The sequence below is a fragment of the Pseudomonas sp. NEEL19 genome, from assembly GCF_028751975.1.
In the GTDB taxonomy this organism is placed as follows: domain Bacteria; phylum Pseudomonadota; class Gammaproteobacteria; order Pseudomonadales; family Pseudomonadaceae; genus Aquipseudomonas; species Aquipseudomonas juntendi.
Genome location: NZ_CP081491.1, coordinates 3,266,868 through 3,285,220, shown reverse-complemented (window position 1 = coordinate 3,285,220; position 18,353 = coordinate 3,266,868). Strand labels below are relative to the sequence as shown.

The 18,353-nt window shown below is 57.6% G+C and carries 14 protein-coding genes and 1 pseudogene; 7 read left to right on the top strand and 8 right to left on the bottom strand.

What is annotated here, in order from left to right:
* Positions 1–141 precede the first annotated feature (141 nt).
* The 4 genes from greB (K4A76_RS14630) to gmtY form a co-directional block, all read right to left on the bottom strand.
* The gene (greB, locus tag K4A76_RS14630) at positions 142–621 is read right to left on the bottom strand and encodes a transcription elongation factor GreB (protein WP_274410559.1); all 480 of its coding nucleotides are present in this window, start codon (positions 619–621) and stop codon (positions 142–144) included.
* 301 nt (positions 622–922) lie between these two features.
* Positions 923–1,519, bottom strand: a complete 597-nt coding sequence (gene gmtX, locus K4A76_RS14625; RefSeq protein ID WP_273913373.1) for a gamma-mobile-trio protein GmtX — start codon at positions 1,517–1,519, stop codon at positions 923–925.
* Positions 1,516–5,523, bottom strand: a complete 4,008-nt coding sequence (gmtZ, locus tag K4A76_RS14620) for a gamma-mobile-trio integrase GmtZ (RefSeq protein WP_274410558.1) — start codon at positions 5,521–5,523, stop codon at positions 1,516–1,518. The genes gmtX and gmtZ overlap by 4 nt, the downstream gene beginning before the upstream one ends.
* Positions 5,524–5,675: 152 nt before the next feature.
* Positions 5,676–7,127, bottom strand: coding sequence for a gamma-mobile-trio recombinase GmtY (gene gmtY / locus K4A76_RS14615; protein ID WP_274410557.1), 1,452 nt, complete (start codon positions 7,125–7,127; stop codon positions 5,676–5,678).
* 1,474 nt (positions 7,128–8,601) lie between these two features.
* On the opposite strand from gmtY, the pseudogene greB (K4A76_RS14610) reads away from it, so the two are divergent.
* Positions 8,602–8,934: pseudogene (gene greB, locus K4A76_RS14610) on the top strand (transcription elongation factor GreB); the annotation flags it as partial.
* A gap of 48 nt (positions 8,935–8,982) precedes the next feature.
* Here greB (K4A76_RS14610) and K4A76_RS14605 read toward each other — a convergent pair.
* Positions 8,983–11,490: an ABC transporter permease gene (locus tag K4A76_RS14605; RefSeq protein WP_274410556.1), complete on the bottom strand. Its 2,508-nt coding sequence runs from the start codon at positions 11,488–11,490 to the stop codon at positions 8,983–8,985.
* Entirely contained in the window at positions 11,490–12,173 is a 684-nt protein-coding gene (locus K4A76_RS14600) for an ABC transporter ATP-binding protein (RefSeq protein ID WP_054905364.1), read from the bottom strand. Before K4A76_RS14600 ends, K4A76_RS14605 begins: the two co-directional genes overlap by 1 nt.
* A 10-nt stretch (positions 12,174–12,183) precedes the next feature.
* Here K4A76_RS14600 and K4A76_RS14595 point away from each other — a divergent pair, with 10 nt between their 5' ends.
* The 3 genes from K4A76_RS14595 to K4A76_RS14585 all read left to right on the top strand — a co-directional run bounded on the left by K4A76_RS14595 (position 12,184) and on the right by K4A76_RS14585 (position 14,229).
* On the top strand, positions 12,184–12,789 hold the full coding sequence (locus tag K4A76_RS14595; RefSeq protein WP_274410555.1) for an arylesterase: 606 nt from the start codon (positions 12,184–12,186) through the stop codon (positions 12,787–12,789).
* A gap of 58 nt (positions 12,790–12,847) precedes the next feature.
* The gene (locus K4A76_RS14590) at positions 12,848–13,138 is read left to right on the top strand and encodes a hypothetical protein (RefSeq protein ID WP_009683845.1); all 291 of its coding nucleotides are present in this window, start codon (positions 12,848–12,850) and stop codon (positions 13,136–13,138) included.
* 113 nt (positions 13,139–13,251) lie between these two features.
* Positions 13,252–14,229, top strand: a complete 978-nt coding sequence (locus K4A76_RS14585; RefSeq protein ID WP_054912008.1) for a L,D-transpeptidase family protein — start codon at positions 13,252–13,254, stop codon at positions 14,227–14,229.
* 129 nt (positions 14,230–14,358) lie between these two features.
* Here the strand turns inward: K4A76_RS14585 and oprI are convergent, their stop codons facing one another.
* Positions 14,359–14,610: an outer membrane lipoprotei OprI gene (gene oprI, locus K4A76_RS14580; RefSeq protein WP_003259780.1), complete on the bottom strand. Its 252-nt coding sequence runs from the start codon at positions 14,608–14,610 to the stop codon at positions 14,359–14,361.
* 507 nt (positions 14,611–15,117) lie between these two features.
* On the opposite strand from oprI, the gene K4A76_RS14575 reads away from it, so the two are divergent.
* A complete protein-coding gene (locus tag K4A76_RS14575) occupies positions 15,118–15,399 on the top strand; it encodes a GNAT family N-acetyltransferase (protein WP_009683847.1) in 282 nt (93 codons plus the stop codon).
* Positions 15,400–15,448: 49 nt separating this feature from the next.
* Here K4A76_RS14575 and K4A76_RS14570 read toward each other — a convergent pair whose 3' ends face one another.
* Positions 15,449–16,525: a 3-deoxy-7-phosphoheptulonate synthase gene (locus tag K4A76_RS14570; RefSeq protein WP_009683848.1), complete on the bottom strand. Its 1,077-nt coding sequence runs from the start codon at positions 16,523–16,525 to the stop codon at positions 15,449–15,451.
* Between the two features lie 232 nt (positions 16,526–16,757).
* Between K4A76_RS14570 and K4A76_RS14565 the strand changes: the two genes are divergently transcribed.
* Both K4A76_RS14565 and K4A76_RS14560 read left to right on the top strand, forming a co-directional pair.
* Positions 16,758–17,705, top strand: a complete 948-nt coding sequence (locus tag K4A76_RS14565; RefSeq protein ID WP_054912009.1) for a putative 2-dehydropantoate 2-reductase — start codon at positions 16,758–16,760, stop codon at positions 17,703–17,705.
* 126 nt (positions 17,706–17,831) lie between these two features.
* Positions 17,832–18,329: a universal stress protein gene (locus K4A76_RS14560; protein WP_009683850.1), complete on the top strand. Its 498-nt coding sequence runs from the start codon at positions 17,832–17,834 to the stop codon at positions 18,327–18,329.
* Positions 18,330–18,353: the final 24 nt, after the last annotated feature.

Here is an 18,353-nt window from a genome sequence, read left to right as displayed (position 1 = left end):
CTGTCGTGGCCTAGGCGAGTGTGTCTATTTAGCCTCGGAGGATCGATCTCTGCTGATAACCGATCCTGTCTGACCTTGGTAGACACCTGGCTCTCACGTGGAGCAAGCAAGGCTGCTGAATCCTGGTGGGGGAGGCTACCCCTAGGCAGGCTGTTCGTAGGAAATGCTAGCGATGAACCAAGTCGCTTCGCCCGTCGGAGTCTGCACCACGACCTCGTCCCCTTCCTCTTTCTTCAGTAGGGCGCGGGCCATGGGGGAATCGATCGAGATGTAGTCCTTCCGACCGTAGATCTCATCGTACCCGACGATTCGGAATCGCTTGCTCTCACCATCTTCATTATCGATCTCAACCCAGGCGCCAAAGAAGACTTTGCCCTCTTGCTCGGGGGCATAGTTGACAACCCGGATATCCTCCAACCGCTTCCGGAGGTATCTGATCCGACGATCAATCTCTCGAAGAAGCTTTTTGTTGTATTGGTAATCCGCGTTCTCACTCCGATCCCCTAGAGAGGCAGCCCAGGTAACCTTCTGAGTGATTTCGGGACGGTAGGTGTGCCAGAGGTGATCTAGTTCAGCTTTCAGGGCAGCGTGCCCTTCTCTGGTGATGATGTTGGTCGGCAACCTCTACTCCTGATACAGATATGGTGGCACCCGGATCCATGGTGAGAGAGTCACCAGGAGAGTCCTTAGGCAATCGCCGCCGAGATGATGATCCAAGTCAGATCCTGGCGAGACTACCACGCCTTGGATCGCTGTTCGAACAGCATCCGATAGGGCAGTGCTTAGGGCCTCATAGATGAGGCTGGTTGTTCTCTCGGGGGTATGATTGTGTGTGCTACAGCGTTGGCACTGGCCACTTCAAGCGGTCAATTCGATTGCGAGAGACCGCTAGAGACGAGCCTACCAGGCCCGTATGCCGGCATCAGAGATGCTCGAGCGCTTTTTTCAAGGCATTGAAGGTGCCTGGGCGGAACAACTGCTCGCCGTTAGGGCCATACGCATCGCCGCGAGAACCAAGCGTCAGTGAGCGTTCGGACAGGAAATCGCTAGAAATCAAGTACTCAAGGGCGCGCCTTTCACCGGGCAAAAGCTTGAATAGCTCAGAGGGCTGTTGACGAGTATCGAGACTGACGATCTTATTCGGCGGTAAGATTTCCCTAAGCTTAAACTCTGCAGCTTTCAACTCTGCGAGCAGCATCTTCGTCAGCAGCTTCTGCTCCCCAATGGGCAGCCCTTCAATCCAAGCGTATTTGCCAGAAACCGGTTTTGGCTTTGGCGGTACTTCCGCTGCAAACGCGTCGATCAAGGTGCGGTACCGGGCACCGCCTTCATTGTGAAGGCTCTGTTTAGCTGGGACGCCATACACTTTGCCGACTTTCGCGATCATCGCATAGCTGAAGTCGGTGCTCTTTCGTTCCTTCTGCTCTTTGCATGCCAGATACACAGCATCAAGGGTCTTGTGCACGCGAGGCGGGCTGCTGGCCTTAAGGCTTTCCAGGACTTCTTCAGGCGACATCATACGAAAACCTCCTCTTCGTATTCGATCAATACTCGAGACTGGAGCGTGCTGTTTGCATTTTTGGACTGACGGCTGGAGTGGCTAAAGTGCGACCCATCGTCGCTTTCTATACCCAGCAACTCCTGGGCCTTGGCGCCAGAAATTAATTGTTGGATAGAGTGCTCTGACAATCGCTCATGCTCAGGAAGATCGCGCATCAAGATGCGCCCATCGACGACCGCATCAAGCTTCGTCCAAGACTTGAGTCGAGATAACATGAACTTTGTTAATTGGTTGCCGATGGCCAGTTGTTGTTTGGCGTCTAGCATGAAAAGCGACGGCTTCATTTCGTTGAACTGAATCATTCGATCCAGAAGCTGGGTTCGAGGCGTGACTGCTAGTTCAGCTTTGGCGGAAATATATATTTCTGCGTTTTCACAAACTTCGTTCAGCTGGTGGAAGAATGAGGTTTCTTCAATTTGAAGCGTGGTCTCATGGTCGCTGTGCATAATGAGCTGAGTTGAGTCGGCGTTGTCGTCGTTTTCAATGCGCTCGTTCATGATGGCCTGGCATTGCTTGGCGAGCCGGTTGATAGAGTTCATGTCTGACAAATACATGTTTGCTTTCTGGGAGGCAGTTTCTATCTGTCCCTTGATAGCTAGTTTTTCAATTTCAAGCTCGCTGATCGGCGTTTCGTCAAACACCAGTCCTGCAGCCTCCGCATCATGTTGCTGGAAGCCCAGCTCCCGCAGGCGATCTTCGATCTTAGCGACTTCCTGTTCCATGCTGTCAAGGTGGTCAAATTGCATTCGGGCAGAAAGCGAGATTTCGTTGCCGAGCGAGAGAAGTCCGCCCAGAAAAACAGGCCCGGTGACGAAATGACGGCAACGGATGCAATTATCGCTTCCCAAGTAACCGGCAGGTACTGCGATTGCTTTGCCAATCTCATTTAGGTAACCGTCGTGGCAGCGGCCACCGGCAAAGGTGCAGAGGCCGTAATCGCGGAACAGTGCACTACCAGCGGCAATGTCGCCAACAAAGCGCTTGATAGCTTCCTCGTTGTTAGTGATGAGCTGGCCTTTGACTGCATTGGTTCGTCCTTGCTGAACCTTCTGCCAAACCGCTTTGGCTCGATCGGCTAGCGCCCGTTTCTCACCCTCTTCAAACTTCATGCGCAACATTTCGCCATTCGCTTTGACGTAATAGATGGTCATGATTACTGAGCTGTGGCCGGCAATTTTGACAATGTCAGCAAGAGGCAGCCTGAACTCCATGACATATGCAGTAATGAGGCTGACCCTCATTGTGTGAGCGGTGTATCGGGACGAATATGAGCTAACTTTGTCCGGATCGCCATGAAGCGTGGCTAGCTCAATTTCAGGTGGCTGGATATTATAAAGTGCAATTGCAATGCGGCATCCTAATCGAACGCCAAAGCTTTCGATGCACTCTTCCTTGTGAAGATCTCTGAATAAAAAGCAATTTTCTTCCTTTGCTTTTCGATCTTCAAGATTTAAATTGGTGTTTTCACAGTCTTCCCATCGCATGGGCTTACTGATGGGGTTGTATTTTGTTTGCCAGTTTCGAAGTCGGATGCACCAGATTGCCAGCGATTCCGGAATCCAAGGAACATCGTACTCCGGTCTCTTACGCGACGTCTTGTTGGTCGTTATGTGCATCCCGAGCTCATTATCAGGATACTTTTTTACAAACCCCTGATTTTTCTTACAGCCGCGAAATGGCGATGGATTGGGAATCCAAGAAATTTTGCCGTCTTCGAATACAGGGATTTCATCGTCACCTTCACCGGAATCAACGTAGGCGAGTTGGATTCCGCGAACTGGAACAGAGGCCAGCGCATAGGTATGCATCCAAGAGCCAGGGAACCAGATTTTATATTTCCCTTTCTCACACTTCCAAATGCAGTCTGGATCGTCATGATCAATTTTATCTTCGTCAATATCAAACCAATCCGCTTGAAATTTATGAAGGTGAGTCAGGTCGGAGAAGCTACTGGCGGTTGGAGGAATGATCCAGTTTTTCAGTTCGTCAACAAAATGATAGGCCAGAGCGGGTTTAACCGTCTCAGTGGGCGAGATGGCGATTCCAATTTCTTTGTTCAATGGCGCGAACGGATCGCGCGCGCCTGGGATCAACGTGCGCTCCCCGGTATCCTCGCAAATGATGCACAGGTTCTCTTTGATAAAACACTCTGCAAATTCTCGAAGCGCGTGCACAGTTTTGCGTTGTTGGGTATCCTTGATACTCCCAATGAATAACTCGAATTCAGTCAGCGTGAATCTGTCCGTGGTGAACACCGCTATTGGATCCTGCCCGATTTTCAATGGCACAAGGAAATCACGCACGAATCGCACCAAATAGTTTTCTTTCACAACACCGGATTTTACTGCTTTCAGGTGCGATCCGAGGACATATTGCCATGCTGCGTGGCTTTTCGGGATCGTGACAATGGTATACGGTTGCTCTCGCCCAAGATAATCAGCCCAGTTAATCCACGATGCTTGGTATACTTTATCTGGTGTTAGCGGAAAGCGGCGATCATTGCTGGCTACGATATGCTTTTTGTAATCAGCTGCGGAGGTGATGTTTAGGTTTTTCAGTAGTTCTTTAGCTTCATCGAAAGAATAGGGTTGAGTGATATCGCAGAACTCATACCAATCAACCCAGTCGTTGGAGAAGTCACGATGTGGGTTTGCGGGCAGGCAGGGGTAGAGTGACTGTTTCTGGCGATACTCGGCACTATTTTTTATGCCAATTACTTTAACGGCGAACTTTGCTTCCTCATAGCTGCCGCATCGTTCGGGAAGGATAAATTGAATCCATGATTTGCACTCTTTGTACACTGCGCAAGGAGTAAGAGGAAGCTTAGGGTCAAGATGCGCAAGCTCTGCGTAATCTTTCATTGTCACAACGCCAAGCTTCCTGGCAGCTGCACCTGCAGATTGCATTGTTGAATAGAATGCGCCGTGAAGGAATACTCTCCAGCCGGATTCGGGCCACTGATCTTTGTAGATAATTTCTGGACACCGTGGCAGTAGAGCATCCTCACGGAATCGGTTGAGGTATTCGGCTTTGGTTTTGATACCAAGAGTCTGAATGGCCTCAGTCGCTTGATTAATATGTTTGTATTTTGGTGCTGTCCCTAGGAATTCTTCCCAGCCCCTCCAGCAATCTTTGTAGGTTTTGGCGGGGTTTTTTGGGAGCTTCGGATCTTCCTCCAAATAGCAAGCAGCGTATTCTTCAGGAGTGCTTATGCCGGCGGCTCTTGCGGCCTGTTGTGCTTCGAGATAATGGTTGTAGGGGGCAGGCTTTTGCTGAAGGAACGTATGCCAGTCCACCCAGTGCTTTTTGTAACAAAGGTCAGGGTTCGAAGGAAGTTCTGGGTGAAGTTGCCTATATTCGATGTATTGGCGACGAGTTTTGATAGCATTCTTAATAATAAAGGCCTTGGCGTCTTCGTAGGTCAGCAGCGTAGGGCGTTTTTCAATGCCCAGATAGTCATACCAGCCGTTCCACTCTTTGTAAATCAGATGAGGGGCTGCATAAAGTTGTGGGTCAATACTTGCGCAAGTGTCTCTGTAGTCTTGAATAGTCCTGAAGTTATACGAACGAGCAATCAGCCGTGCTTCGAAAAAATCTTGGTATTTTTCCTCTTTGTCGAGAAACTCGTCCCAGCTCGTCCAGTGTATTGCGTACTGCACGTCCGGGCGGGAGGGTAGATGCGGATCTTGTTTGTACGTATCTTGATAGCTTTGTGCAGACGTTATACCCAGCCTAAGTGCGGCAGCCTTAGCTTCTTCATAATCGTATATTTTTACTTCTGATCTGCCGAAATAATGACCATAGCCCTTCCAGTCATTGACGTACTTTTGGTAGGGAGCTGAAGGGAGCATGGGGTCTTCATAGCGCCGTTTATTGTACTCAACAACTGTGTTTATCTCCAGCTTAATGCACGCTGCTCGCGCCTCTTTGTATGTTTCGTAAAATTTTTGCTTGGGTTTCATGGCTGTTATTCCTCAGGTAGATGTAGCTAAAATTCAGTCGAACAGGTTCGTTCTTGAGCCTTGTGCGCAAAAGTGGTTATAAGCTATTCTGGCCAGAAGTTTTTGGCACTAATGGTCATCAGATTGAGAAGTTGGTTGGCGCTTAGGGCGCGCTAATTCCTAGATCTTGTTATGCCTCGGTAGCTGGCAATAGGGCGACCAAAGGTTTCCGTCTCTTCCGGCTCGAAGGTTTCGGCAGATGGGGTGAAGTTGTTTCTGGTCTCGGTTTTGCGCATTGTCTCCCTTACTTCTTTATCTGTTTTTTGTAGGTACACGAGACAAGAGTCAGGGTGTGCATGATGCATTGCATGTTTAATGTCGATTTGGGTAAACCCGATTTCTGCAAGCCGGTAACCGTAGGCATGCCGGTGGCCATGCTCGCTTGTGCCTTGATATTTGCAACAGGAAAGGCCAATTCTTTCTACCGCTTGTGTGTGTAGGCGTTGAAAGTTTTTAATGCTCTCAGGTCGACCTTTTGTGTTGGTAAAGGCATAGGGGTGTCTGCCTCTCGCATCCACTCGTTGATACAAAAGATAGTTTTGAAAGGCGAGTAAAAATTCCTGGGCTCTGGGTGGCGGATAGAATTGGACGACAAAAAACATTCGTTTGTTGGTCGTCGGGGCTTTCCATCCAGCGTGAAGTGATTCGGACTTGAGATAGTCCGTCCGCGGTTTCATCCGGAACTTGCGAAGTAGATAGTCTTGGCGGTTCTTATAACCTTTCTCAGGCGCTTTACCTTTAGAGGGGTGATGTACCCTAACTATTGCCTCGCAGCGCTCCTCGTCAATTTCGATATCGTCAAGATAGATATGGAACAGCTCGCTTTTACGGAGCCCGCCAGCATTCATCAGAAGGGTCATGGCTTGGCTTTTATAATCAATCCGCATGTGCTTATGCACACTGCGAGAACTGGCTCTTACAAAGCCTTCATCAAGTAGGGTGTCGAGGTGCTCTTGCGGAAAACGCTTCACCTCGTCCAAGATCACAGGGGAGGATTTTTCTCTTCCTACTTCACGTCTGAATCGATTCTGATCTCGCTCCTCATCTGATGTCAGGTGGCTGAGCAGCTTGTTGTCTTGGCGGTGGTGGTAAGCGCACCAGTTTAATTTTTCCTCATGCTTTGTAGCTTCCCTTATTGGGTTCAGAACAACGCCGCTGTGTCCCGGCTGCAGGATCAACCAGTCCGTGTACCCAGTCAGTAGACTGACAATGTCATCCACATGCTCATGGCTCCGGTTGGGCCAATACAGGCCGGTCGGATCTTCCAGGTCGAGATCAATGGTGCCGCTCTTTAATGCGGTGCGGAACGATTTCAGAAGCATGGTAGGGTTTTCGAATGGAATACCGCTCAGCGCGATGAAGTCCAGGAGCGTCCCTACAGCAGTGGTCACCTTCGCTCGCCATGAGTTGCTCCTGTTTTTCTCACTCAGGTACTGCAGCAACGAGACAAGAATTCCCTGGCTGGTCATCAAGGCCGGAAGGCGGATCGTGTTCAGCTGGGTGGGGCTCTGGTAGTCGACCTTCAATCTGACGGATGTCAGCAATGGCATCTGCACAATATGCATTCAGCGCTGCTCCCCCTGGCGGATGGAGAGTAGGCCTGCTTCGCGTTCGTCTCGTTGCTCGTGGCGACGCTGGCTTTTGCCGTGGTAGCGAGTCAGTCGCTGAAGCTGAGGGCGAGCACCCTGGGCGCGCACGCTGGTCTCAACAACCACAGATTGGGTGTGGGGGAGGGCAGATTTCTCTGGGGGACGTGCTGCACTGAAAAAAATCTCAGCTGACATGCTTGACGCCTTAAGTACACTCGGTGTACTATTCAAATGTCCATTGGTATAAGATGTTATCATTGCGCGCCATCAAAAGACAGTCCGTCCGGGCTACTTTTTGCCGCACCCGCACCCGCACCCGCACCCGCACCCGCACCCGCACCCGCACCCGCACCCGCACCCGCACCCGCACCCGCACCCGCACCCGCACCCGCACCCGCACCCGCACCCGCACCCGCACCCTAGTCCCTATGCGCCTGGCTCACCTCGATCACTCGCTCTCTTTAGCCTCTGCTCTCTGATCTGAGCCCGTCTCGTCTGGTTGGTATTGAGGGGGGTAACACTGGCTTGGAGTCATTGATAGCGGGGTGCCTCACTTGCGTCTGTTCAACAGTGGGTGGCTCATCCAGGCGCGCGTCATGCCATGGCCTCCGGGGGGAGCAGGGGTGGTCACTGATGCAATCTCGAGGTCTTTCAGGTGTCGGCTGCGATCGAGCTGCCGGCTTATGCCTATGACCTTCCGGGTGGCTTTCTGAGGTACCGCTTCTTGAGTGACTCAGCGGCTTTTTAGTGCGAGCGGAGCTGCTGAATGGGTGTTCGCCTGCTGCTGCAGAGGTTGGCTTAATAGCTCTCCCTCTTTGACGCACCAGAATATGCGGGCAGGGTGAAGCCGCCTCAGGCTGCTTGGATGGGTTCGGCAAGTGCTGGGTACGTCCAGTGTGGAAGTGCTGCACGGTCGGATCGCTGATGCTCACTTACCTCAGGTAGAGTTTTGGAGGAGGAACCGTTCGCGTAGTCTTTGAGAATGCAATCCGTCCACCGCACCTGACCCACAAGCGCTTCTCTATATAGAGAGGTTGCGCTACGGCAGGGCGCTGTCCACCGGTGGGTGGAAGAGATTTCTAAAAAGGGGGGCTGGTGGCTGGTGGCGTGGTGCTGCGTCTGAAGCCGCTTTTCTCAGGGTTGCTTAGGTAGGGCTTTGAGTCTTTGCCGCTCGTGGCGGATCGTCAGAAAAATGACATTCATGGCGAATCATGTTTTAGCAGAGTGATCGAGCGTATGGTCTGGGCGTAGGGCTGTGCTCCCAGGCGACTCTTTCTATGGTCGCGCATCGCGCCGTGGTGGCGGGTGCTTTCTTGCGGAGCGTTCTGGTCGGGGGAATCATCAGCCCAGGGGGGAAGGGGGCTGGCTTTCTGGGGAGGAATTGGGTGCGCGGCTACGGAGAATTCTGCCCATCGGAGGGGAAATAGTAGTTCTGAGGTTGGGGTGATAATACCAGTACAACAAGAAGCTGCTGCGCGAGATCGACCGCCGGGTGCGGTATTTGCGCAAGCGTCTTGAGGATGTGAAGGTGGTGGCCTATTCGCCCGAGCAGGAAGGCAAGGTGTTTTTCGGCGCCTGGGTCGAGATCGAGAACGACGACGGCGAGACCATGAAGTTTCGCATCGTGGGTTATGACGAAATCTACGGCCGCAATGACTACATCTCGATCGACTCACCCATGGCCCGCGCCTTGCTGAAGAAGCAGGAGGGTGACGAGGTGGTGGTACACACACCTACCGGTGACGCCACGTGGTATGTGAACAGCATCAGCTACGGCCAGTGAATTGCGGCTGCATGTGCCGGCCCGGATGCCGGGCCGGCACATGCAGCCTCAAGTGTCCCGCAGTACCGCCAAAGGGCTGGCATTGAGCGCCCGCCGCGTGCCTATCACCCCCGCGCCGCCTACCAGCAAAGCCCCTGTCAATGGCAGCAACAGCAACCAGGGGTGCGGCCCCCACTGCAGATTGAAGGCATAGCGGTAAAGCACCAGGGTGATCAGTTCGCAACCCACGGCCGCCAATAACCCGCTGGCTGCCCCGAGCAGGCCGAACTCGATCCGCCGTGCCCTGACCAGCAGCGGCCTGGGCGCGCCCAGTGCACGCAGCAGGGCGCCTTGGCGAATGCGCTCATCCAGCGTTGCCTGCAAACCGGCGAACAGCACCGCCAGCCCTGCCGCCAGCACGAACAGCAGCACATATTCCACGGCCAGGGTCACCTGGGCGAGGATGCTGCGCAGTTGGTCGAGCAGGGCATCGACCTGCAGGATGGTCACTGCCGGGAACGCACGTGACAGGGTCACCACGTCGAGGTCGTGCCCCGGCGCCAGGTAGAAGCTGGTCAGGTAGGTGGTCGGCAGACCTTGCAGGGTGCCGGGTTGGAAGATCATGTAGAAGTTGGGCTGGAAGCTGTCCCAATGCACACTGCGCAAGCTGCTGACCCTGGCTTGGCGCTGTTGGCCGCCGATATCGAACGTCAGCAGGTCGCCAGTCTGAAGCTTCAGGCTCTTGGCCAGCTCTGCCTCCACCGATACCCCGGGGGTGTCGTGTTCGCCGGGCAATGCTTGCCACCAGGTCCCGGCTGTCAACGCATTGCCTTCGGGCAGTTCGGCGGCCCAGGTCAGGCTGAGGTCGCGCTGCACGGCGCGCTCGCCTGCCGAATCCTTGCTGACGATCTGCTGCACCGGTTGTTGGTTGATCTGCACCAGCCGCCCCGGTGTCACCGGGTACAGCGGGGCCGCGACGGCGTTGACCTGCTGCAGGTGCTGAGCGAACGGCTCGCGGTCGTCTGGCAGGATATTCAGGGCGAAATAGTTGGGCGCATCCTTGGGTAGCTGGGCCTGCCAGGTGTCGAGCAATTCCGCCCGCAGCAGGGCGACCAGGGCCATGGCCAGCAGGATCAGGCCGAACGCCAACGCCTGGCCAGCGGCGGCCATGGGGTGACGCAGCAACTGGCCCAACCCCAGGCGCCAGGTCAGCGGGGCGCCGGCCAGCAAGCGGCGCAGGCTGCGCAAGCCGAGCAGCAGCAGGCCACCGAGCAACAGCGCAGCAACCAGGCCGCCAGCCAGCAGGGCGAAGGTCAGCAGCAGGTCCAGGCTCAGCCGCCACATGATCACGCCTAGCGCGAACAGGGCTGCACCGTAAACCAGCCAACTGCTGGGCGGTATCGGCAACAGGTCGCGGCGCAGTACGCGCAATGGCGGCACCTGGCCCAGCGCCGCGATCGGTGGCAAGGCAAAGCCGGCCAGTGCTACCAGCCCTGTGGCGATGCCGGCCAGGGCCGGTATTACGCCCCCGGCTGGGACCACGCTGGGAAGCAGGCCGTGCAGTACGCGGAACAGGCCCAGCTGGGCAAGCCAGCCCAGCAGCGCGCCGGCCAGCGCCGCTACTACGCCGAGCATGGCCAGTTGCAGGCAGTACAGGCCAAGGGCCTGCCGGCGCGACAGGCCCAGGCAACGCAGCAGGGCACTGGCGTCCAGGCGCCGTGCAGCGTAGCGGCTGGCCGACAAGGCTACGGCCACGCCGGCCAGCAACACTGCCACCAGGCTGGCCATGTTCAGGTAGCGTTCTGCCTTGCCCAGGGCGCCGCCGATCTGCTGGTTGCCATCGCGGGTATCGCGCAGGCGCTGGTTGGCGGCCAGGCCTTTCTCAATTGCCTGGCGGTACTGCGCCAGTGCTTCGCTGTCGCCACGCCACAGGTCGCGGTAGGTAACCCGGCTGCCGGGCTGGATCACCCCGGTCGCCTGCAGGTCGGCCAGGTTGATCATCACCCGCGGCGTGAGGCTGTAGAAGTTGTTGGCGCGGTCCGGCTCATAGGTCAGTACCCGGCTCATGCGCAGGGTTTTCATGCCGACGTCGATGCTGTCGCCTATCGACAGCCCCAAGGCCGCCAACAGGCGCGGTTCCACCCATGCTTCACCGGGCGCCGGCCCGCCACCCGGGCGTTCAGCACCATATGGGGCCGCGGCGCTGCGCAGCTGCCCACGCAGGGGGTAGGCGCTGTCGGCCGCTTTCACGCTGGACAGCTGGATACCGCTATCGCCGCCGACCACACTGGTGAACTCGACCACCTGAGCGTGGCGCAAGCCCAGTGCCTGGCCGGCCGCGAGTTGTTGTTCTCGGGCCGGGGCGCTGCCTTGCAACACCAGGTCGGCGCCAAGGAATTCGCTGGCGCGCAGTTGCATGGCGCCGTTCAGGCGGGCACCGAAATAGCCGATGGCGGTGCTGGCTGCCACCGCTACCAGCAGGGCGAAGAACAATACCCGCACTTCGCTGGCACGAAGGTCGCGAAGCAACTGGCGCAGGGCCAGGCCGCACAGGCGGGACAGCGGCATGTGCTTCATCAGGCCTCCACCGCTGCCACCAGGCGGCCTGCGTCCAGCCGGATCTGGCGGCGGCAGCGGCGGGCCAGGCGTTCGTCATGGGTAACCAGCACCAGCGTGGTACCACGCTCCTGGTTCAGCTCGAACAGCAGGTCGCTGATACGCTCGCCGGTGTGGCTGTCCAGGTTGCCGGTGGGTTCATCGGCGAACAACACGGCAGGGTGCGCGGCGAAGGCGCGGGCGATGGCCACCCGTTGTTGCTCGCCCCCGGACAGCTGGCGTGGCGTGTGGCTGAGGCGCGCGCCAAGGCCGACCCGTTCAAGCAAGTTGCGTGCTTGTTCGCGGGCATCGCTGCGCCCGTCAAGCTCCAGCGGCAGCATGACATTCTCCAGGGCGTTGAGGCTGTCCAGCAGTTGGAATGACTGGAACACGAAGCCGACGTGTTCGGCGCGCACCCGGGCGCGCTGGTCTTCATCCAGCGGCCCGAGGTCGTGCCCGGCAAGTATCACCTTGCCAGCGCTGGGTTGGTCCAGGCCGGCGAGCAGGCCAAGCAGCGTCGACTTGCCCGAGCCCGAAGCGCCGACGATGGCCAGGCTGTCACCCTGGGCCAGGTCGAGGGACAGGGCGTGCAGGATGGCGAGGTCACCTTCCGCACTGGGGACCACTTTGCTAAGGTTCTGCGCAACGAGAATGCTGGGGCCCATGGAGAATCCGATGCGAATAAGGTGGCTGAGTGCCGGTCTGGCCCTGTATTGCCTGGCCCAGAGCGCGGCGGCGGGAACGTTGCTGGTGGTTGGCGATAGTATCAGCGCCGGTTTTGGCCTGGATAGCCGCCAGGGGTGGGTCTCTCTGTTGCAGACCCGGCTGGAGAAGGAAGGTTTCGACGCCAAGGTGGTCAACGCGTCGATCAGTGGCGACACCAGTGCGGGTGGCCAGGCGCGCTTGCCCGCGCTGCTTGCAGCGCATAAGCCCAGCCTGGTGGTACTGGAGCTGGGCGGCAACGATGGTCTGCGCGGGCAGCCGCCTGCGCAATTGCAACAAAATCTTGCTTCGATGATCGAGCGCTCGCGGCAGGCTGGCGCCAAAGTGGTGCTGCTGGGCATGCGCCTGCCGCCCAATTACGGCGTGCGCTACACCCGTGCGTTTGCCAACGTGTATGAGCAGTTGGCGGCGGACAAAAAGGTCTCGCTGGTGCCGTTTTTCCTTGAAGGGGTAGGGGGTGTGCCAGAGTTGATGCAGGCTGATGGCATTCATCCGGCCCAGGGTGCCCAGCAGCGCTTGCTGGAAAATGCCTGGCCGGCGATAAAACCCTTGCTGTGATGCTTTAAACGGGGGCAGCTTTCGGCTAATGTTGCGCCCCCCGTTTCGAGTGCCACCGATGCCGCGCCCCGCCTGGTCCCTGTACGCCTACCAATTGATCGAGCCCGATGAGCAGCTTGACCTGTTTGCCTGCCAGGAGGTCCGCGTGCACCTGGTGGCCCGGCAGCTCGAGTTGGGTGTGCCGGTAGACCGTACCTTGTGCGGTGGGCTGCTGCCCGCGCAACCGCGCTGGTCGGGGGTGCCGCGCTCGATCTATCGCGATGGCCGCCTGTGCGAGCTGTGCCGGGCCATCCTCGATGCCCAGCGGCGGGGCATGCGCCCGGTGTGGCCTGAGCTGCACGGCAGCTGAACGACTCGCACCTTTCATCATCTGAAACGCTTGCCGCTCAGCAATGCCTCCCGCTGGCACCAGTGCAGGTGTACAATCGATTATCTTGACCCACCTTTCGAAGGATTTACCGGATGTTGCCGCGCTTTCCTGCCGTCACCCGTAGCCTGTCCCTGGCCGCCCTGCTGGTAGCAGGCCCCGCTGCTGCGCTGGAGCTGCCACTGCCACCTCCTGGTGAAGACATCGTCGGCCAGGTGCATGTGATCAAGGCCAAGTACGAGGACACCTTCGCCGATATCGGCACCGCCAACGACCTCGGCTACCTGGAAATGATCGCTGCCAACCCGGGTGTGGACCCGTGGTTGCCGGGCGCCGGCACCGAGATCATCCTGCCCACCCGCTACATCCTGCCACCGGGCCCGCGCGAAGGCGTGGTCATCAACCTGGCCGAGTACCGGTTGTACTACTACCCGAAAGGTCAAAACGTGGTGTACACCTTCCCGCTCGGTATCGGTCGTGAAGGCTGGGGTTCGCCGATCGCCAACACCAAGATCATCGCCAAGACGCCGAACCCGACCTGGACCCCGCCCGCATCCATCCGCAAAGAGCACGCGGCAGACGGCGATATCCTGCCTGCGGTGGTGCCGGCAGGCCCGGACAACCCACTGGGGCCGTTCAAGTTCACCTTGGGCGTGCCGGGCTACCTGATCCACGGTTCGAACAAGAAGTTCGGTATCGGCATGCGCACCAGCCACGGTTGCTTCCGCATGCTCAACAACAACGTGTTGGAACTGTCCAAGCTGGTGCCGGTGGGTACGCCGGTGCGCATCATCAACGAGCCTTACAAGTTTGGTATCAGTGGCGGAAAGGTGTACCTCGAGGCACACACCCCGCTGGATGACCAAGGCAATCCGTCGGTAGTCGACAAGCATACCGCTGTCATCAATGCCTTGCTCAAGCGCGAAGACCTGGCCAACAACCTGCGCATGAACTGGGACATGGTGCGTGATGTGGTGGCTGCAGAAGATGGCATGCCGGTAGAAATTGCCGTACCGGTGGAAAACCAGGCAGGCACACCGGTGGTTTCCAGCATTCCCCCAGAACTGCAGTAAGGTAGTGGCGGTACAGGGAGGCCCGCCTTTGTGCGGGCCTTTTCGTTACAGTCGCAACGCCCGGCAAAGAGCAGGCAAAAAAAAGCCGACCCACAAGTGGGTCGGCTTCTTAACAATCCTTAAGGATTATTACTTGCGGCTGGCTTTGTCCAGCATACGCAGAGCGCGCTCGTTGGCTTCGTCAGCGGTCTGCTGAGCCTTCTGAGCGGCTGCCAGTGCGTCGTCAGCCTTACGGTAGGCTTCATCGGCACGGGCTTGAGCGCGAGCAGCTGCGTCTTCAGTCGCAGTCAGACGAGCTTCAGTTTCTTTGGAGACGCTGCTGCAACCGGTAGCCAGAACTGCGGCCAGAGCCAGAGCAGAGAATTTCAGAACGTTGTTCATCGTGTTCCCCTTCAAGGACTTTCTATTAAATAGCCATCTCTCGGAAAAGAGAAACTGGCCGGCGTACATAGTACTCATTACTTGTAGTAAGTAAACTGACTGAGCGCAAGAACTGCAAAAAAAATGTTGCTTGACGTGGCCCCGGCACGCTGTGCGAGCTGGGCGTGATCAACAACCTGCCGTGCCCGCAAGCAAGTGTAGTACAGGAACTTTTTTGTTGAACTAAGGGTGACTTGCACGGTCTTTCGGCGTCTTAAAGCCTAGAGCATCCGGCGGCTGCAGGGGCAACGGCATTAAGTGAAGAGGGTAGCGCCAAGCCTTTTTAACTGTCGAAACCTTGAGTAAATCCGCATGCCGCGCCTACTATCTTGTGAGCGCCAGAAGACTCGAACGATTGCAATCGTCCAGTGGTCGTATGGGCAACAGGTGGCGTAGAGCATTCTGTGCCGGATTAAACCACCATCGGTTAAGGGAAGGGTCTACCTGAAAGACCTGCGAGGAGTAGTGATGAGCGAATCGTTGACCATCCACCATGACCAGGCCGGTCATCAGTTCGAGACCACCGTGGACGGTCATCGTGCCTACCTGACGTACATGGACCTAGGCAAGCAAACGCTGGATATCTATCGCACCTTCGTGCCTAACGCCCTGCGCGGCCGTGGCATCGCTGCCGCGCTGACCGAGCAGGCCCTGGCTTATGCCGAGCAGATGGGCTACACGGTGATACCGTCGTGTTCATACGTGGAGCGCTACATGGAGCGCCAGCAGCGGCACTCCACCAAAGCCTGAGCCAGGCCATGAGAGCGGGCCATGGTGAGCCCGTTCAGTAGGGCGTCAATCAGCCACGCTTGCGCTGCGGCAATACATCTTTCAGCTTGGCACGCATGCTGCGCAGCGTTTTTTCGGTTGCCGACCAGTCGATGCAGGCATCGGTAACCGACACGCCGTATTGCAGGTCTTCCAGGTTCTTCGGAATCGACTGGCAGCCCCAGTTCAGGTGGCTTTCGACCATCAGGCCGATGATCGACTGGTTGCCTTCGAGAATCTGGTTGGCGACGTTCTCCATCACCAGTGGTTGCAGGGCCGGGTCCTTGTTGGAGTTGGCGTGGCTGCAGTCGACCATGATGTTTGCCTTGATCTTGGCCTTGGCAAGGTCTTGCTCGCACAGCGCAACGCTGACCGAATCGTAGTTGGGTTTGCCGTTACCGCCGCGCAGTACCACGTGGCCGTATGGGTTGCCCTTGGTGGTGACGATCGACACGCCGCCTTCCTGGTTGATACCCAGGAAGCGATGTGGCTTGGACACCGACTGCAAGGCGTTGATGGCGACGGTCAGGCCGCCATCGGTGCCGTTCTTGAAACCTACCGCCGATGACAGCCCCGAGGCCATCTCGCGGTGGGTTTGCGATTCGGTGGTACGGGCGCCGATAGCTGACCAGCTGATCAGGTCCTGCAGGTATTGCGGGGAGATGGGGTCCAGCGCTTCGGTCGCGGTCGGCAGGCCCATTTCCGCCAAATCCAGCAGCAGCTTGCGGCCGATGTGCAGGCCGTCCTGGATCTTGAACGAGTCATCCAGGTACGGGTCGTTGATCAGGCCTTTCCAACCGACCGTGGTGCGCGGCTTTTCAAAGTACACGCGCATGACCAGGTACAGAGTGTCGGACACCTCTGCGGCCAGTACTTTCAGGCGCTCGGCATATTCGTGAGCGGCCTTGATATCGTGGATGGAGCAAGGGCCGACCACGACGAACAGGCGATGGTCCTTGCCGTCGAGAATATTGCGCACCACTTCACGGCCGGCAGTCACGGTCTGCAGGGCCTTGGCGCTGAGGGGGATTTCCTTCTTGAGCTGATCAGGGGTGATCAGGGTCTCGTTGGAGGCAACGTTCAAGTCATCGATCGGTAAATCAGCCATCGTGTTACTCGTCAGGTCACGGGTGCCGGCCGCCAACAATCCCCGTGCGGCCCAGCAGCAAGAATAATCGCAACGGGGAGCCGAACCTTAGCGCGTTACAAGGGGCGGGACAATGGGCTGAGCCCAGTCATTGTGGGGTTTTTACCTGTACCAAGGGTTGAAGCGCGAATGGCCTGCCCAGCGTTGCCCAGCCGGTGTAAAAAGAACGCCTACCTGTTAGCTGGAGATTGGCATGCATTCGCGCGCACTACGTATTGGCATCATTGGCAGTGGCGCCATTGGCGGCTTCTATGGGTTGATGCTGGCCAAGGCCGGTTTCGATGTGCATTTTCTGCTGCGTAGCGAGTACCCGGCGGTATGTGAGCATGGCCTGAGCCTGGACAGTGCCGAGCACGGCACGCTGCACATGAAGGTGCAAGCCTATGCCAGGGCCGCCGATATGCCGCCCTGTGACTGGTTGTTGATCGGGGCCAAGGCGACCAGCAACGACCACTTGGCCCCGTTGATCGTGCAGGCTGCCGCACCGGGTGCCAAGGTGGTGCTATTGCAGAACGGCCTGGGGGTCGAGGAGCAGTTGCGCCCGGCACTGCGCAGCGACATGCACCTGCTGGGCGGGCTGTGTTTCATCTGTGTCAACCGGCAGGGGCCAGGGGTGATCCGGCATCAGGCCTTGGGTACCGTGAACCTGGGGTACCACAGCGGGCCTGCCAGCGATGGTGGTACGGCGCTGGTCAGTGAGGGCACGGGCTTGTTCCAAGCGGCGGGCATCGACTCGCACGCCATGCCGAACCTGGCGCTGGCGCGCTGGCAGAAACTGGTGTGGAACGTGCCTTACAACGGGCTCTCGGTATTGCTGGGTGCCAGCACCACTGCATTGATGGGCAACGCCGCCAGCCGTGAACTGGTCCTGGCGCTGATGGCAGAAGTTGTGCAGGGTGCCGCAGCATGCGGCCATGTGCTGCCGGAAGGCTACGCCCAACACCTGTTCCAGGTCACCGAGCGCATGCCTGATTACTGGCCCAGCATGTACCACGACCATGCACACAAGCGCCCATTGGAGTTGCAGGCCATTTATGCCGAGCCGCTGGCGCAGGCGCGGGCGGCTGGCTGCCGCTTGCCGCGCATGGAAATGCTCTACCAGGCGCTGTTGTTCATCGACCAGCACCAAGGCCGGGTCTGAGCGTTTCGAGGGGGTATTCCCAGCCCGATACAGCTCACCCGTGCAGCGCGCCGGACGGCGAAGCGTGCCTCTGCCGCGCTGCTAAGCTGAAGCTTGATCTGCCGCAGCGGCAGTCCAGGAGGTCGAATGATCCGCTCCATGCTGTACGCCACCGACCTCGGTGTCTATGCCCCGTTTGTCATGCAACATGCGCTGGCGCTGGCGCGGACATTCGGGGCTGAGTTGTACGTGATCCATGCGGTCGAGCCCATGGGCCAGTTCGCTGAATCTCTCCTGCAAAGCTATCTCGACGAGCAAACGCTCGACCAGTTGCACAGCCAGGGGGTGAATACGGTAATGGCCAATATAGAGCAGCGCGTGCTGGAGAACTTTCGCGATGAGCTGGGCGAGGAGGCCGACCTTGCCGTCATCAAGGCCGTACGGGTTCGCCAGGGCGATCCGGCGCAGGTCATTCTGGATCAGGCGCAACGGCTCAGTGTCGACCTGCTGATTTTTGGTAGCCACAGTGCCGGTGCCGGGGTGGATGTGCCAATCGGCCGTACGGCGGTGCGGCTGCTGCAACTGTCGCCGGTCCCGGTCTACATGGTGCCGTTGGCGCAGCATTTGGGGCGTAGGAAAACGTGAGCCCGGCTGTAGGGCATATCCTCA

What these genes read in the sequence shown, in the direction of transcription:
- gmtX (WP_273913373.1), bottom strand. Translation starts at nt 1,519, where the DNA reads ATGATGTCGCCTGAAGAAGTCCTGGAAAGCCTTAAGGCCAGCAGCCCG.
- gmtZ (WP_274410558.1), bottom strand. Translation starts at nt 5,523, where the DNA reads ATGAAACCCAAGCAAAAATTTTACGAAACATACAAAGAGGCGCGAGCA.
- gmtY (WP_274410557.1), bottom strand. Translation starts at nt 7,127, where the DNA reads ATGCATATTGTGCAGATGCCATTGCTGACATCCGTCAGATTGAAGGTC.
- K4A76_RS14605 (WP_274410556.1), bottom strand. Translation starts at nt 11,490, where the DNA reads ATGAAGCACATGCCGCTGTCCCGCCTGTGCGGCCTGGCCCTGCGCCAG.
- K4A76_RS14600 (WP_054905364.1), bottom strand. Translation starts at nt 12,173, where the DNA reads ATGGGCCCCAGCATTCTCGTTGCGCAGAACCTTAGCAAAGTGGTCCCC.
- K4A76_RS14595 (WP_274410555.1), top strand. Translation starts at nt 12,184, where the DNA reads ATGCGAATAAGGTGGCTGAGTGCCGGTCTGGCCCTGTATTGCCTGGCC.
- K4A76_RS14590 (WP_009683845.1), top strand. Translation starts at nt 12,848, where the DNA reads ATGCCGCGCCCCGCCTGGTCCCTGTACGCCTACCAATTGATCGAGCCC.
- K4A76_RS14585 (WP_054912008.1), top strand. Translation starts at nt 13,252, where the DNA reads ATGTTGCCGCGCTTTCCTGCCGTCACCCGTAGCCTGTCCCTGGCCGCC.
- oprI (WP_003259780.1), bottom strand. Translation starts at nt 14,610, where the DNA reads ATGAACAACGTTCTGAAATTCTCTGCTCTGGCTCTGGCCGCAGTTCTG.
- K4A76_RS14575 (WP_009683847.1), top strand. Translation starts at nt 15,118, where the DNA reads ATGAGCGAATCGTTGACCATCCACCATGACCAGGCCGGTCATCAGTTC.
- K4A76_RS14570 (WP_009683848.1), bottom strand. Translation starts at nt 16,525, where the DNA reads ATGGCTGATTTACCGATCGATGACTTGAACGTTGCCTCCAACGAGACC.
- K4A76_RS14565 (WP_054912009.1), top strand. Translation starts at nt 16,758, where the DNA reads ATGCATTCGCGCGCACTACGTATTGGCATCATTGGCAGTGGCGCCATT.
- K4A76_RS14560 (WP_009683850.1), top strand. Translation starts at nt 17,832, where the DNA reads ATGATCCGCTCCATGCTGTACGCCACCGACCTCGGTGTCTATGCCCCG.